Genomic DNA, 15,255 nt, shown 5'->3' with positions numbered 1-15,255 from the left:
ATGTCAGGTAGCCTAACGGAAATTGACTTGCATTTAACAAGTACGAATGAAGCGCTTTCTCTATTTGGAACAAATGATAAGCATATTAAACAATTGGAATCACAATTGGATGTTTCTATTATATCCAGAGGTGAAGCAGTAAGCGTTTCTGGTTCTGAGGAAGCTATTTCTTTGGTGCAGGAAATCCTGCTTACATTATTAACCGTGATACGAAAAGGACAAACCATTTCCGAAAGAGACATTGTTTATGCCGTAGACTTAGCGAAAAAGGGCAAAATTAAACAATTGGAAACTCTTTTTGAAGATGAAATTACGAAAACAGCAAAAGGAAAATCAATTCGCGTCAAAACGCTTGGACAAAAGGACTATATTAATGCTATTAAATCCAATGACCTTGTCTTTGGAATTGGACCGGCGGGTACTGGTAAAACCTATTTGGCAGTTGTCATGGCGGTTCATGCATTGAAAAATGGGTTGGTTAAGCGCATTATACTTACTCGTCCTGCTGTAGAAGCAGGAGAAAGTCTTGGCTTTTTACCAGGTGATCTAAAAGAGAAGGTAGATCCATATTTGCGCCCACTGTACGATGCATTACATGATGTTCTCGGTGTGGAACATACATTACGTCTACTTGAACGCGAAACGATTGAAATCGCACCACTTGCATATATGCGTGGAAGAACATTGGACGATGCATTTGTCATTTTGGATGAAGCCCAAAATACAACACCAGCACAAATGAAGATGTTTCTTACACGACTCGGTTTTGGTTCAAAAATGGTAATTACCGGAGATATTACACAAATTGACCTTCCAAGAGGAGTGAAATCCGGATTACATGTTGCAAAGCAGCTACTAGATACTGTTGATGGCATAGCTTTTATTCATCTAAGCCAAACAGATGTTGTAAGACATCCGTTGGTCCAGCGTATTATAGCAGCATATGAATTGGAAAATTAAAAAGCTTTATTCACAATGGTTCTTTCTTTATAAACCTCGGGGTGTGAAGCAAACTGCGAAGTAACTATTGATCTGAATCGCTAATATTGGAAACAAGTTAATTCGGACAGCCGCAACCCGCAGTCACATTCTTTTCAAAATAGCCAATAAAAAAGAAGTAAGACCCTGTAAGTAGGGTCTTATTTCTGTATAACTGTTTAACAGTGGGGTGATGCGAATGATTGACATAATAAGAAGCAGCATGAAATCTCTAAAGAAAAAACATGGTTGGATTTTTATATTGCTGCCTGTTATTTTGCTAGGCATTTTTTTCTTTTTAATAACGCTAAACAATGTACATACGGAGACATATGATATTGAACGATTTAGTAATGCCAATGCAATAATACGCTCACCAATTACGATAGAAAATGAAAAGGAAACAAAACGGAAAACTCGGGAAACCGTTCAATCTGTCCAGGATCGATATGATATTTCGAATGAAGTAACCAATGAACAAATTAGTTATATAAAAGAATTGTTTGCTGCTGTTACCAAACTGAAAGAAGAACAGGTGGTCACAGATAGAACGGAAGATACGGCACAGGGCCCATTAACAGATCAAGAGAAAGTAACAAATTTAAAACAGATATTATCAGAAGAAATTAGTAATTCTGTAGACGATAGTACGCTAATTAAATTTTTTAATTTTTCTCAAGACGATTTAGAAAAAGCGAAAAATAATTACATAACAGCTTTAGAAGAAACACTGAATCATGGTGTAAGAACAGAGAATCTGCAAACGGCAAAAACAAATATGAGACAGCTAATCCAATTTTCTAATCTTGGAGAATCATTGAAAGAACCATTGAATGAACTTACAGACTTTGCTATTACGGAAAATTCCTTCTTTGATTATGAAAAGACATCTGAAGCAAGAAAGGAAGCTGCGACGATCGTCGATCCGGCAATGATTCGAGCTGGTGAAGTTATTGTAAGAGAGGGGCAGCCAATCACAAATGAAATCTATGAACAGCTGGAACTTGTTGGACTGCTGGACGAAGAGAGAAACATCTTTCCCTTAATTGGGCTTGCACTTCTTATCATTTTAATTTGTAGTTTGATAGGTTTGGAAATGTATCGGACAGCAAAAGAAAACGACTGGAATTCCGGCAAAATTATAGCTGTTTTCTTAACTTGTCTTATCGTCGTTTCACTAATGAAAATTATCAGCTTATTTAGTACACAAGCAAATCAGCTTTTCTTTGCAACACCGATTGCTACTGGTGTTTTGCTAATTAAAATATTAGTAAATGAGAGGACTGCCATCATACTCGCAGCACTTTACTCTATATTAGGAAGCGTTATCTTTAATAATCAGATTGCTGATGCATTGAATGTGGAGGTAGGGATTTATTTTCTATTGTCACAGCTGGCTGGAATTATTTTCTTAATGAATACAAAAGACAGACTGGCAATTTTAAAAGGTGGTACTGGAATAGCTATCGTAAATATATTAACTGTATTACTATTTCTATTTCTTTCGTTTGAAAAATATTCCTGGAGTGACCTTATTACACATGCAAGTTACGGTATTGTTTCAGCATTCCTTGCTACCGTACTAACCATTGGCTTACTTCCTGTTTTTGAAACAGTACTTGGCATTCTTACCGATATTAAGTTACTGCAACTCTCAAACCCAAATCAGCCGTTAATGAAAAAACTCCTAACAGAAGCACCTGGAACCTATCACCATTCTGTTATGGTTGCAAATATAAGTGAAACAGCGTGTGAAGCAGTTGGTGCAAATGGTTTGTTGGCTAGAGTGGGTGCTTACTATCATGATATTGGTAAAACCATTCAACCACATTATTTTATTGAAAACCAAGTTTCTATGAGAAACCCGCATGATTTTCTAGAACCAAAAGAAAGTGCAGAAATTATCATCAGCCATGCAAATAATGGTGCAGAAATGCTGAAGGAGCATAAATTACCGGAAGAAATAATTGATATTGCTAAGCAGCATCATGCTACCTCGTTAGTTAAATTCTTTTACTTTAAGGAGAAAGAAAATAATGAAGATGTGAGAGAAGCTGATTACAGGTATCCAGGCCCGAATCCACAGACGAAGGAAGCGGCCATTATTTGTATTTGTGATTCTGTGGAAGCTGCCGTCCGTTCTTTAAAGGAACCAACGAAGGAAAAAATTGAAGAGATCGTGGCTTCAATTGTAAAAGATAAAGTCTCTGATGGACAATTGGATGAAAGTCCTTTAACATTAAAGGAACTGAAGATAATTCAGGGTGCCATATGTAAATCTCTCAAAGGGATTTTCCATTCAAGAATACAATATCCAATGAAGGAGGCAAATTGAATGCATATTGACTTTCATGATAAGACAAATTCTGTACAGACCGACTATGTCGATCTCATACAGAGGCTATTGATTTTTGCTGCTCAAAAAGAGGGAATCGTTCGTGAGGCAGAAATGTCTGTAAATTTCGTGGACAATAAAGAAATCCAGGAGCTTAATCGGAATTACAGGCAAAAAGATTCCCCAACAGATGTTATCTCCTTTGCCATGCAGGAATCCGTGGAGGGGGAAATGGACATTGTCGGCGATGATATTCCAATGATACTCGGAGATATTGTCATTTCTGTCGATAAGGCAAAAGAACAGGCCATTGAATACGATCATACGTATGAAAGGGAACTTGCATTCCTAACGGTTCACGGCTTTCTTCATTTGTTAGGGTATGACCATATGAATAAGACAGATGAGAAAAAAATGTTTAAGAGACAGGAAGAAATTCTAGGTGAGTTTGGACTTGAAAGATAAACGAAGAAGAATTGGGTTTTCCTATGCCTGGAATGGTATAAAAGAAATTTACAAAACTGAATATAATTTTCGAATCCATCTCATTGCAGCTGTTTTGGCAATAGTAGCTGGGTTTACTTTTCATCTATCCAATATGGAATGGGCGATAATTGTTCTAGTTATTGGTCTTGTGCTCATGGCCGAACTAATAAATAGTGTGATTGAAAAAATGATCGATTATTTAAAACCTGAAATACATCCATCTGCTAAAATAATAAAAGATGTCGCTGCAGGTGTTGTGTTGATTACAGCGATTATTGCACTAATAGTTGGTCTCCTCATCTTCCTTCCAAAATTGGATAGTATACTCTAAGCCCTTTGATTTAGGGCTTTTTTTAATTTTATATATAAATTTGTTTAGTCTTAATAGACTTCTTTTTTTGTTTTCATTTATATATGTGGTACTTTAGGAGAAAAGATAATCTTTTTAAAGGTTTTGTCGATTTAGTGAAAGCACGCATTATTTGTAGTATTATATAAAATATAAAAGAAAACGTCTCGGAGGACACAACATGAATACAAATACGAATTTTAAATCAGGATTTATTACAATTGTCGGAAGACCAAATGTTGGGAAGTCAACATTTATGAATCGTGTTATTGGACAAAAGATCGCGATTATGAGTGATAAGGCTCAAACAACTCGAAATAAAATACAAGGCGTTCTTACAACAGATGATGCACAAATGGTGTTTATTGATACACCAGGAATCCATAAGCCAAAACACCGCCTTGGTGATTTTATGGTTAATGTTGCTGAGAACACACTAAACGAAGTGGATGCAGTGATATTTATGATTAATGCAAAGGAAGGATACGGAAGAGGAGATCAATATATCATTGATTTATTGCAAAAGGTGAAAAGCCCTGTCTTCCTTATCATTAATAAAATTGACCTTATCAAACCGGAAGAAGTATTCCAGTTAATTGAACAATACAATGAAAAATATGATTTTGAAGAGATTATCCCGATTTCAGCACTGGAAGGAAATAATGTGGATCATTTACTAGATGTATTAAAAGGGCATTTAGAGGAAGGTCCTCAGTATTACCCAGCTGACCAGGTCACAGATCACCCGGAACGATTTGTTATCTCAGAACTAATAAGGGAAAAAGTATTACATTTGACGAAGGAAGAGATTCCACATTCCATTGCGGTAGTTATCGAAAACATTGAAGAAAGAGAACAAGAAAAGATCTTAATCCAAGCAATAATTGTTACGGAAAGAAGCACACAAAAGGGAATTTTAATCGGAAAACAGGGCAGTATGCTGAAAAGAATCGGCAGATATGCCCGGAAGGATATTGAAGCATTACTTGGATCCAAAGTATATCTGGAACTGTGGATAAAGGTAAAAAAAGATTGGCGTAATAAAGAAAATCAGCTGCGTGAATATGGCTTCCGTAAAGATGAATATTAGTTGGTAATTTTTTATACTAATGAAATTGAAGCTTTGAGCCACTCTAAATAGTGAGTTACATTTTCAAACAAAATGAAAGAAAGGTGGGGTTTCTTGTGGTCGATCTAACATGGAAAGTCTTTAGTCAGACAGGAAACATTGAAACCTATTTGTTAATGAAAGAGTTGGAAAATGCAACATCTGTACAAGAGAATGGACAAGCTGAATCTGAAAATATAGCTTCACTGGATGCGAAATTATAATAGTTGATCTGTATCATCTCCTATTGGGGAAGAGAGGTGAACGGTGTGCTTGAAAAAATAAACGGAATTGTTATCAAAACACTGGATTATGGAGAAACACATAAGATTATAACAATTTTCAGTAAAAACATCGGTAAATTTACAGCAATAGCGAGAGGTGCGAAAAAGACAAAAAGCAGAATGGCTGCTGTAACGCAGCCATTTATCTACGCACAATTTTTTGTATATATGAACACTGGTCTCAGTACGATACAACAGGGTGAAATCATTGATTCCTTCCGAGCGATAAGAGAAGATATTATTAAAACCTCTTATGCTGCCTATATTACGGAACTGACAGATAAATTGCTTGATTCCAAAATTCCGGATCCCTATCTTTTTGATCAATTCCATCAAACAATGACATGGATTTCTGAAAATGAAGAGGCAGATATCCCGGTTATCATGTATGAATTGAAGCTATTTGAAAAAGGTGGTTTTGCGCCGACCGTAAATCGCTGTACCAATTGTGGTAATCTAAACCTACCATTTACATTTTCTATAACTGAAGGTGGCATGCTTTGTACGAAATGCAAGCATCTGGATGAGAGGGCGATTACACTATCTGATTCACTCGCTAAATTACTCCATATTTTCTCATCGGTTGGATTGGAGCGCATTGGAACAATTTCAATGAAGCCTGAAAACCAAAACTTGCTGAGACAAATATTGAATAACTATTATGATCAATATGGTGGTTTTTATTTGAAGTCAAGGAAGTTTTTAGATCAATTGGATAAATTAAAATAGGTAGAGATTGACATATTCAAGGAGATACAGTATCATTTTTTACATATTTAAAATTATATAATCAACTGTGATGATAGAGAAGAGTACCAATATATTTCTATTTATAGCGAGTCCAGGGAGGTGTGAGCTGGATAATAGGAGTTCTGGGAAAGGAGCTCTGGAGCAGTCGTCATAAAGCGGCTCTGTTAAACAGAGCAAGTAGGGTGGAACCGCGGTAGAAAACCGTCCCTATGTCTATCTACTCGTAGACATAGGGACGGTTTTTATTTTGTAGATAGATTGTATTAAACTTCCCTGTATACATAAATACAAATGCAACTAGGCTTTTTGATTGCTATTTGGGGACTGCGGTTACACATCCAACCGAAAAGAATTGTTGCTTTTAAAGTATTGCAGAGTTGAGATAAACTGTGACATAACTTCTGATTGATTCCTATAATAATGCGTTTGATCCCGCCGTCCGGCATCGTTTTGGGCGGATGCTTTTCCCGGGCACGGCCTCAAGCCACGTCCGAGAAGACCACTCTGCTGGGTCTTCGGACACGTGCGTTCCCGCAAGAGTCACCACCCAAACGATGCCGGACTGGTGGAGCTGTGTGCTGCTATTTCAGCTATTGCAAGTGTTGTAATTTTAGCAACCTTCTAACTAGCTCTGGAAAATTACGCAGACTCCTACGGGAAAACAGGCATAGGGAGACCCTGAAATGCGCCAGCATGAAGGAGCTCACCAGCCGCCTTAGGATGCGCGCAGTGTATTTCCCAGAGCAGTCGCATGAGATACTTATCTTACGTCGCAGTTTATAGGTTTTGTAGCAATAACAATAAACCTTTTAGAAAAAACTTTATTAATGATAATGAAAAGAAGGAGAGTTTGATATGAATATCCAGGAAATGATTTTAACATTACAAAAACACTGGTCAGATCAAAATTGTATGCTGATGCAAGCCTATGATACGGAAAAGGGAGCGGGTACGATGTCACCAATGACATTACTGCGGAGTCTTGGACCGGAACCGTGGAATGTAGCATATGTAGAACCTTCCAGAAGGCCAGCAGACGGGCGCTATGGTGAAAATCCAAACCGTCTATACCAACATCACCAATTCCAAGTAATTATGAAACCATCCCCTGATAATATCCAGGAACTATACCTAGAATCTCTAATAAAATTAGGAATTGACCCACTTGCACATGATATCCGTTTTGTGGAAGACAACTGGGAAAATCCGACATTGGGGGCGGCTGGACTCGGTTGGGAAGTTTGGCTGGATGGGATGGAGATAACACAATTTACCTATTTCCAGCAAATTGGTGGGCTTGAGGCAAATCCGGTTACTGCGGAGATAACTTACGGGATTGAACGACTTGCTTCTTACATTCAAGATAAGGAAAATGTTTTTGAGTTGGAATGGAATAATGGTGTTACGGTTAGAGACATATTTTATCAACCAGAGTTTGAGCATTCGAAATATACTTTTGAAGAGTCCAATACAGAAATGCTTTTCCAATTATTTTCGATGTATGAACAGGAAGCTAGATCCACGATGGAGAAAGGTCTTGTTTTTCCTGCCTATGATTATGTCTTGAAATGTTCACATACATTTAATCTACTGGATGCAAAAGGCGTTATTTCAGTAACAGAACGAACAGGATATATTTCACGTATTCGTAACTTGGCAAGGAGTATTGCCAAAGCATATGTTGCTGAAAGAGAGAAACTAGGATTTCCAATGCTCCAAGAAGGAGGAGAATTAAATGGCTAAAGATGCTTTATTTGAAATTGGACTTGAGGAACTGCCTGCAAGGTTTATTGATGATGCAGAGAAGCAACTACTGAATAAAACGACTAGTTGGCTGAAGGAACTTAGGATATCCTATGATTCCATCACAACATTTTCAACACCAAGACGCTTGGCAGTTTTGATTAATAATATGGCTGAATTCCAAACGACAATCGAGGAAGAAGCAAAAGGGCCAGCAGTGAAGATTGCTAAAGATGAAAACGGTGAATGGTCGAAAGCAGCTATTGGTTTTACTAGAGGTCACGGCCAGACTACGGAAGATATATATACAAAGGAAGTAAAAGGAACAACATATATATTTGTGAAAAAGCATATTGAGGGGAAACCTGTACAGGATCTGCTGCCGGAATTCAAAAATATTATAGAATCCATTCAATTTGGTAAAAACATGAGATGGGCATCGGAAACACTTCGCTATGCAAGACCAATTCGTTGGTTGGTAGCATTGTATGGCAATGAAATCATTCCATTTGAAATTACCAATGTCCATACAGGAAATAAGACATATGGTCATCGTTTTCTAGGAAGCGAAATTACCTTAGAATTACCTTCTGAATACGAATCTTCATTGGCTGCAAATTTTGTAATTGTTAATTCCAAAGAACGGGAGGAATTAATTTTAAAAGGTATAAATGAGCTGGAGGAAGTGAATAACTTCCAAATTCCTGTAGATTTAGAATTACTGGCAGAAGTTAAAAATCTCGTTGAATATCCTACTGTCTTTATGGGTTCCTTTGAAGAAAGGTTTCTCAAATTACCTTCCGAAGTCCTAATAACCTCTATGAAGGAGCATCAACGCTATTTTCCTGTTGTCTCCAAAGAGGATCAATTACTACCACACTTCATTGGTGTCAGAAATGGGAATAAACATGAACTTTCAAATGTGGCAAGAGGAAATGAAAAAGTGCTGCATGCGAGGTTATCTGATGGGGAGTTTTTCTTTGAAGAAGATAAAAAGCAATCGATTGCTTTTTATCAAGAAAAATTGGATCGGGTTATATTCCAAGAGAAATTAGGAACAATCAATGAGAAAGTAAAACGAATCACAGCAATTACTGAAAACATTGCTCGTTTGTTAGAATTAAATGAAAGTGAAACGAAGAAGGCATTACGAGCTGCGGAAATCAGCAAGTTCGATTTAATGACAAATATGGTAAATGAATTTACGGAACTACAAGGTATAATTGGAGAAAAATATGCTGTGAATTTTGGTGAAGATCGAAGCGTTGCACAAGCGATTAGAGAACATTACTTACCAAAACAAGCGAACGGAGATCTTCCAAAGACACTGATAGGAGCAATTATAAGCATTGCAGATAAGATGGACACGATTGTCGGTTGTATTGCTGTTGGGCTAACACCAACGGGTTCCCAGGATCCCTATGGTCTGCGCAGACAGGCTACTGGTATCTTACGAATTATGAAAAACAGAAAATGGGATATCTCCTTGGAAGACATTCTTTCAATCGTAATTTCAGTGTATCAGAAAACAGATATAGAACAGCAAAACGAGAATAAAGTAGATGAAGAACTTAATGAATTCTTCCAGCATCGCGCTTCTTACCTGCTTAAAGAGTTAAATGTAGAGCAAGATGTTATTCATGCGGTACTTCACCAGGAGATTGGAAGATTTGACTATACCGTTTCGAAAGCAAAACTTCTATCAGAGAAACGAAACGACGAATCATATAAGTCCGTACAGGAGGCTTTGGTCCGTGTTCTTAATCTATCGGATAAAGCAGAAGATCATCATTCAATCAGCCCTAAGAACCTTGTCACGGAGTCGGAGAAGGAAGTGTTCAATCAATACAACCAAATTAAAGATGATTTCCATGCTAATAGCCATAATAAGAATGCAACTGGTGCTTTGGCTACTTTAGATACATTAGCAGAACCGATTCACAGCTTTTTTGATAACAATATGGTCATGGCAGATGATGAACAAATACGCAGTAATCGCCTCGCGTTAATAAAGGCCATATCTACTTTAATCAAGGAGTTTGCAGACTTAAGGTTAATTGAATGGAAACAACATTTGTAAGAAAACGAAAAGTATAACATATTCACCCTTTTTACTATATAATTAACATTATTAAACATTTAGTATGACATATTTTAGGTGGTGAAAAGGTGGAATTATCAAAAAGGCAACAACAAATTATAGAAATAGTTAAAGGAAATGGCCCAATTACGGGTGAAAATATAGCAAATCGATTAAATTTAACACGGGCAACACTCAGGCCTGATTTAGCAATCCTAACAATGTCTGGCTTTCTGGATGCAAGACCGCGAGTTGGTTATTTTTTCACAGGTAAGACTGGTTCTGAATTGCTTGCGGAAAAAATCAGAAAGTATAAAGTACATGAATTTCAGCAAGTACCAATTGCGATAAAAGAAAGTGTATCCGTCTATGATGCCATATCAACAATGTTTTTGGAGGATGTTGGGACATTATTTGTAGTAGATGATAAATCCTGTTTGACTGGAGTTCTATCTCGTAAAGATTTATTGCGTGCAAGTATTGGTCAACCGGATTTAAATTTGGTTCCTGTTCATATTATTATGACTCGAATGCCTAATATAGCGGTATGCCGTAGAGATGATTTATTGGTAGATGCGGCCCATATGTTAATTACTAAAGAAATCGACGGTATGCCGGTTGTAAAAGATACCGATGCAGGACTTGAAATAATAGGCAGAATTACTAAAACGACAATGACAAAAGTTCTGGTAGAGTTAACGAAAGATCGGGTTTAAATTTAAATTTAAATTTAGGGGATGGAAGGGGTTTTATAAATGAGTAATCAACCAATAGTATATGTCTTATCTGATTCAGTCGGTGAAACTGCCGAGCTCGTAGTGAAAGCTGGATTAAGCCAATTCACAAATGGAGATTATAAAATTCAGCGTGTACCATATGTTGAAGATAAAGAAACAATAGACGACTTTCTTCAAGTCGCGAAGGAAAGAAACGGCATGATTGGTTTTACATTAGTAGAACCTGAGTTAAGAAACTACTTAAACAAGAGATCAAAAGAAATGAATGTAGAAGCAGTAGATATCTTGGGACCTACATTAGACACGATGGAACACGTATTCAAGCGTTCACCACGTCTTGAAGCAGGTCTGATTCATAAATTAGATGAGGACTACTTCAAAAAAATCGAGGCGATTGAATTTGCTGTAAAATATGATGATGGGAGAGATTCCCGTGGAATTGCAAGGGCCGATATTGTTTTAATTGGCGTCTCCAGAACTTCAAAAACACCATTATCACAATACTTAGCACATAAGAGAATAAAAGTAGCCAATGTACCGATTGTACCGGAAGTAGATCCACCGGAGGAACTGATGCTTGTTGATCCATCCAAATGTATTGGGCTAAAGATTACAGCAGATAAATTAAATGGTATCCGTAAAGAAAGACTCAAAGCGCTCGGGCTTGGAGACCAGGCAACATATGCAAATATCGAAAGAATTGAACAAGAACTGGAGTATTTTAACGGAGTTGTTGACAAAATTGGATGCCATGTAATTGATGTTTCCAATAAGGCAGTAGAAGAAACAGCTAACCTAATTATGCGTATGAAACAAAAAAGGAAAATGTAAGCTAGAAAAATAACCTACAAAAATAAACGTTCTGCTCTAGCCTTGGCAGAATGTTTTCTTTTTCAAGAGTATCCAATCATTTAGATAGATATTTTAAAAGAAATATACTATAATAGATTTTTGCGTTAACAAATAAGTATAAAAATGCAATGTGTGGCTATTCTGAAAAGTAAAACATTCATTATTAAGAAGGATTCTTGTATGTTTATGTAGAAGTAAGCAATATGGAGATTTAAATAACTGCCTTTTTTCTATTTATACTGTTCAGTAAGTTAACTTTTATAGAAAAATGAGTATATGTACAACGATGACTTACAACTAGAGGTTGGCGGTAAGTTAAGATTACTAAAAGTTGGTTTATAATTCGTTATCTAGAGGTACAATGGTAACTAAATATGCAGTATTCATAGCCTTCTTAGAATGACATAACATATAGAGGGTGATTTTTTTGGGCATTTGAGAAAAAAATGTCGAAACCTGAAGGATTTTTTCAATTAGTCACGAATATTAAGTATAGTATGGTGGTTACTATGTCCAATCAAATACCTGAAGAGGTTATTGAAGAAATAAGAAAGACCAATGATATAGTAGACATTATTGGTGAGTACGTTCATTTAAAAAAGCAGGGAAGGAACTATTTTGGTTTATGTCCATTTCATGGGGAAAAAACACCTTCCTTTTCAGTTACACAGGAAAAGCAAATATTTCATTGCTTTGGTTGTGGCAAGGGCGGAAACGTATTGACCTTTATGATGGAAATAGAAAGCTTTTCTTTTTATGAGGCTATAAAGTTTCTGGCAGACAAAAGTGGCATAACACTACCTGACTCAGGTATCAAACAAGAATCGTCCATTACCCAGGAAAGTCAAAGCATTCTTTCTGCCCATGGTTGGTTAACCAAACTTTATCACCATCTACTTCGGTATACGAAAGATGGAAAGGAAGGTTACAAATATCTGAAAGAAAGAGGTATTGGCGATGATGCGATTGAAACGTTTCAATTAGGTTTTGCACCAAATGTAAAGGATTTTGTTGCAGAATTCCTGATTAAAAAGGGATTTCAAAAACAGCTTCTTGTTAAGGCCGGAATCTTATCTCAACTAAACGATACGGAGGTAACAGATCGATTTAGGGGTAGAGTAATGTTCCCAATTAGAAATCATATTGGGAAAACAGTTGCATTTGGTGGCCGGTCTATTAAGGAACAAGAACCAAAATACTTAAATAGCCCAGAAAGTGAATTATTTCAAAAGGGGAAGCTGCTGTATAACTTTGACCTAGCAAAAAAACATATACGTAAAGTGAATGAAGTCGTATTGTTTGAAGGATATATGGATGTCATATCCGCATACCAGGCAGGCGTTAAAAATGTAGTGGCAACACTTGGTACTTCTCTGACAGAGCCACAGGCGAAGCTTTTGAATCGTTATGTAGAAACTGTAATTATATGTTATGACGGGGATCGTGCGGGTCTCGAGGCCACATATAAAGCGGCAGAGTTGCTACGTAAAAATGGCTGTTCGATAAAAGTGGCGAGACTTGATAGTGATATGGACCCGGATAGTTTTATTCAGAAATATGGATCAGAGGCATTTGAAGACAAAGTGATCAAAGCAAGTGAAACATATATGAGTTTTTATATGCGATACCTTAAAAAAGATTTTAATCTGAAAAATGAAGGAGATCGCATCAACTATATAGAAAATATATTGAAAGAACTTGCAATGATTGAGAGTTCCATTGAAAGGGAATATTATTTAAGGGAACTCAGCAATGAGTACAATATTTCTATTGAAGCTTTATCTTCCGAAATGTATGAATACAGGCAAAAACAGGGCATACCTAGGGATAATCAACAAAAGAACAGATATACTAATAAGAACACAATCGCAAAGCGTAATAAAAAGTTGTTTCCAGCTTTTTATAATGCAGAGAGAAAACTTATCTCCTATATGCTTCAGGATTCGTATATTACAGATAAGGTTCAGAACGAAATGGGTGCCGGATTTAATGTGGATGATCATAAAATTATTGCGACACACTTGTATGCATTTTATGAGGAAGGTCATTCGCCAGATATAAGTTTATTTATTGACAGGCTGAATGATGACCGATTAAAGCAGCAAGTTATAGAAGTGGCAATGATGCCGGTGCTGAATGAAATTAGTGATAGGGAAATTAATGATTATATCCGAATTATCCTAAATAAAGCAAATGATTCAGTAAATATAAAATCATTAAAAGAACAACAGAAACTTGCTGAACAGCAGAACGATCCATTGAAAGCAGCACAAATAGCAATGCAGATTATTGAGATTCAAAAGCATTTAAAAAATCCGAATTAATAATTTTGACTGGAAGGAGGGGGACTCATGGCCAAAAATAAGCCTTCACAAACAAAGGAAACGGAACTATCACTTGAGCAGGCAAAAGAAAAATTGGTTGAAATGGGTAAGAAGCGTGGTACATTAGCCTATGAAGAGGTGGCAGACCGTTTATCCAACTTTGAAATTGAATCCGACCAAATGGATGAATTTTATGAGCACCTGGAAGAGCAAGGTGTGGAAGTGATAGGTGAGTCAGAAGATGACCCCAATATGCAAAAGATTGCTAAAGAAGAAGAAGTCAACCTAAATGATTTAAGTGTTCCTCTAGGGATTAAAATAAATGATCCTGTCCGCATGTATTTAAAAGAAATTGGGCGAGTAAATTTATTATCTGCTGCTGAAGAAATCGAACTAGCTTCCCGTATTGAAGATGGCGATGAGGAAGCTAAACGCCGTTTGGCTGAAGCTAATTTACGCCTTGTTGTAAGTATTGCAAAACGCTATGTTGGCCGTGGTATGCTTTTCCTCGATTTGATTCAGGAAGGAAATATGGGTCTCATTAAAGCAGTAGAAAAATTTGATTACCGAAAAGGTTTTAAATTTAGTACGTATGCAACGTGGTGGATTAGACAGGCAATTACACGAGCAATTGCTGACCAGGCTAGAACAATCCGGATACCTGTGCACATGGTGGAAACGATAAATAAACTCATTCGAGTCCAACGATCCTTATTACAGGATCTCGGTCGCGAGCCTACACCAGAGGAAATCGGTGAGGAGATGGAACTCACACCTGAGAAAGTGCGGGATATTTTAAAAATTGCTCAGGAACCTGTATCCCTAGAAACTCCAATCGGGGAAGAAGATGATTCCCATCTAGGAGATTTTATCGAGGACCAGGAAGCTGTTTCACCATCTGACCATGCAGCATATGAATTGCTTAAAGAACAGTTAGAAGATGTATTAGATACTCTCACAGATCGTGAAGAAAATGTTTTGCGTCTTCGTTTCGGATTAGATGACGGACGAACAAGAACACTCGAAGAAGTTGGTAAAGTATTCGGTGTTACAAGAGAACGTATCCGCCAAATTGAAGCAAAAGCACTTCGCAAACTTAGACATCCGAGCAGGAGCAAACGACTTAAAGACTTTTTAGACTGATTGGTGGTCATTGTTCACATACGATGTGGATAATGACTTTCCTATTCCATTTATGTTACAACAAAATACTGCATCCTGTATAGGGG

13 protein-coding genes and 1 other annotated feature are annotated in these 15,255 nt (G+C 37.0%); all 13 genes read left to right on the top strand.

What is annotated here, in order from left to right:
- The 13 genes from BV906_RS01565 (at position 1) to rpoD (ending at position 15,169) form a co-directional block, all read left to right on the top strand.
- Positions 1-960, top strand: coding sequence for a PhoH family protein (locus BV906_RS01565; RefSeq protein WP_087971711.1), 960 nt, complete (start codon positions 1-3; stop codon positions 958-960).
- Between the two features lie 217 nt (positions 961-1,177).
- Complete coding sequence (locus tag BV906_RS01560; RefSeq protein ID WP_087971710.1) at positions 1,178-3,313, top strand: HD family phosphohydrolase; 2,136 nt, start codon at positions 1,178-1,180, stop codon at positions 3,311-3,313.
- Complete coding sequence (ybeY, locus tag BV906_RS01555; protein ID WP_087971709.1) at positions 3,314-3,778, top strand: rRNA maturation RNase YbeY; 465 nt, start codon at positions 3,314-3,316, stop codon at positions 3,776-3,778. It abuts the gene before it with no gap.
- On the top strand, positions 3,768-4,130 hold the full coding sequence (locus BV906_RS01550; protein ID WP_245843792.1) for a diacylglycerol kinase family protein: 363 nt from the start codon (positions 3,768-3,770) through the stop codon (positions 4,128-4,130). Before ybeY ends, BV906_RS01550 begins: the two co-directional genes overlap by 11 nt.
- A gap of 199 nt (positions 4,131-4,329) precedes the next feature.
- Positions 4,330-5,238 carry a GTPase Era gene (era, locus tag BV906_RS01545; protein ID WP_087971707.1) on the top strand — a complete coding sequence of 303 codons (909 nt, stop codon included), beginning with the start codon at positions 4,330-4,332 and terminating at the stop codon, positions 5,236-5,238.
- A gap of 95 nt (positions 5,239-5,333) precedes the next feature.
- On the top strand, positions 5,334-5,480 hold the full coding sequence (locus tag BV906_RS01540; protein WP_087971706.1) for a YqzL family protein: 147 nt from the start codon (positions 5,334-5,336) through the stop codon (positions 5,478-5,480).
- 45 nt (positions 5,481-5,525) lie between these two features.
- On the top strand, positions 5,526-6,269 hold the full coding sequence (recO, locus tag BV906_RS01535; protein WP_087972151.1) for a DNA repair protein RecO: 744 nt from the start codon (positions 5,526-5,528) through the stop codon (positions 6,267-6,269).
- Positions 6,270-6,330: 61 nt separating this feature from the next.
- Positions 6,331-6,502, top strand: a binding site (T-box leader).
- 643 nt (positions 6,503-7,145) lie between these two features.
- Positions 7,146-8,033 carry a glycine--tRNA ligase subunit alpha gene (gene glyQ / locus BV906_RS01530; RefSeq protein WP_087971705.1) on the top strand — a complete coding sequence of 296 codons (888 nt, stop codon included), beginning with the start codon at positions 7,146-7,148 and terminating at the stop codon, positions 8,031-8,033.
- Positions 8,026-10,113 (top strand): glycine--tRNA ligase subunit beta, encoded by a 2,088-nt coding sequence (gene glyS, locus BV906_RS01525; protein WP_087971704.1) that lies wholly within the window; start codon positions 8,026-8,028, stop codon positions 10,111-10,113. The genes glyQ and glyS overlap by 8 nt, the downstream gene beginning before the upstream one ends.
- 89 nt (positions 10,114-10,202) lie before the next feature.
- Entirely contained in the window at positions 10,203-10,829 is a 627-nt protein-coding gene (ccpN, locus tag BV906_RS01520) for a transcriptional regulator CcpN (protein ID WP_087971703.1), read from the top strand.
- A 39-nt stretch (positions 10,830-10,868) separates the two neighbouring features.
- Complete coding sequence (locus BV906_RS01515; RefSeq protein ID WP_087971702.1) at positions 10,869-11,681, top strand: pyruvate, water dikinase regulatory protein; 813 nt, start codon at positions 10,869-10,871, stop codon at positions 11,679-11,681.
- A gap of 530 nt (positions 11,682-12,211) precedes the next feature.
- Positions 12,212-14,026: a DNA primase gene (dnaG, locus tag BV906_RS01510; RefSeq protein WP_087971701.1), complete on the top strand. Its 1,815-nt coding sequence runs from the start codon at positions 12,212-12,214 to the stop codon at positions 14,024-14,026.
- Between the two features lie 27 nt (positions 14,027-14,053).
- Complete coding sequence (gene rpoD / locus BV906_RS01505; RefSeq protein WP_087971700.1) at positions 14,054-15,169, top strand: RNA polymerase sigma factor RpoD; 1,116 nt, start codon at positions 14,054-14,056, stop codon at positions 15,167-15,169.
- Positions 15,170-15,255 lie beyond the last annotated feature (86 nt).

Source organism: Oceanobacillus rekensis, assembly GCF_002153375.1.
Taxonomy (GTDB): Bacteria; Bacillota; Bacilli; order Bacillales; family Amphibacillaceae; genus Oceanobacillus; species Oceanobacillus rekensis.
The sequence above is the reverse complement of the archived record's forward strand: the minus strand, read 5'-3'. Positions and strand labels throughout refer to the sequence as shown.

Coding starts and splice junctions, on each gene's coding strand:
- dnaG (WP_087971701.1), top strand. CDS start 12,212: ATGTCCAATCAAATACCTGAAGAGGTTATTGAAGAAATAAGAAAGACC.
- ybeY (WP_087971709.1), top strand. CDS start 3,314: ATGCATATTGACTTTCATGATAAGACAAATTCTGTACAGACCGACTAT.
- BV906_RS01565 (WP_087971711.1), top strand. CDS start 1: ATGTCAGGTAGCCTAACGGAAATTGACTTGCATTTAACAAGTACGAAT.
- BV906_RS01560 (WP_087971710.1), top strand. CDS start 1,178: ATGATTGACATAATAAGAAGCAGCATGAAATCTCTAAAGAAAAAACAT.
- glyS (WP_087971704.1), top strand. CDS start 8,026: ATGGCTAAAGATGCTTTATTTGAAATTGGACTTGAGGAACTGCCTGCA.
- era (WP_087971707.1), top strand. CDS start 4,330: ATGAATACAAATACGAATTTTAAATCAGGATTTATTACAATTGTCGGA.
- rpoD (WP_087971700.1), top strand. CDS start 14,054: ATGGCCAAAAATAAGCCTTCACAAACAAAGGAAACGGAACTATCACTT.
- BV906_RS01515 (WP_087971702.1), top strand. CDS start 10,869: ATGAGTAATCAACCAATAGTATATGTCTTATCTGATTCAGTCGGTGAA.
- glyQ (WP_087971705.1), top strand. CDS start 7,146: ATGAATATCCAGGAAATGATTTTAACATTACAAAAACACTGGTCAGAT.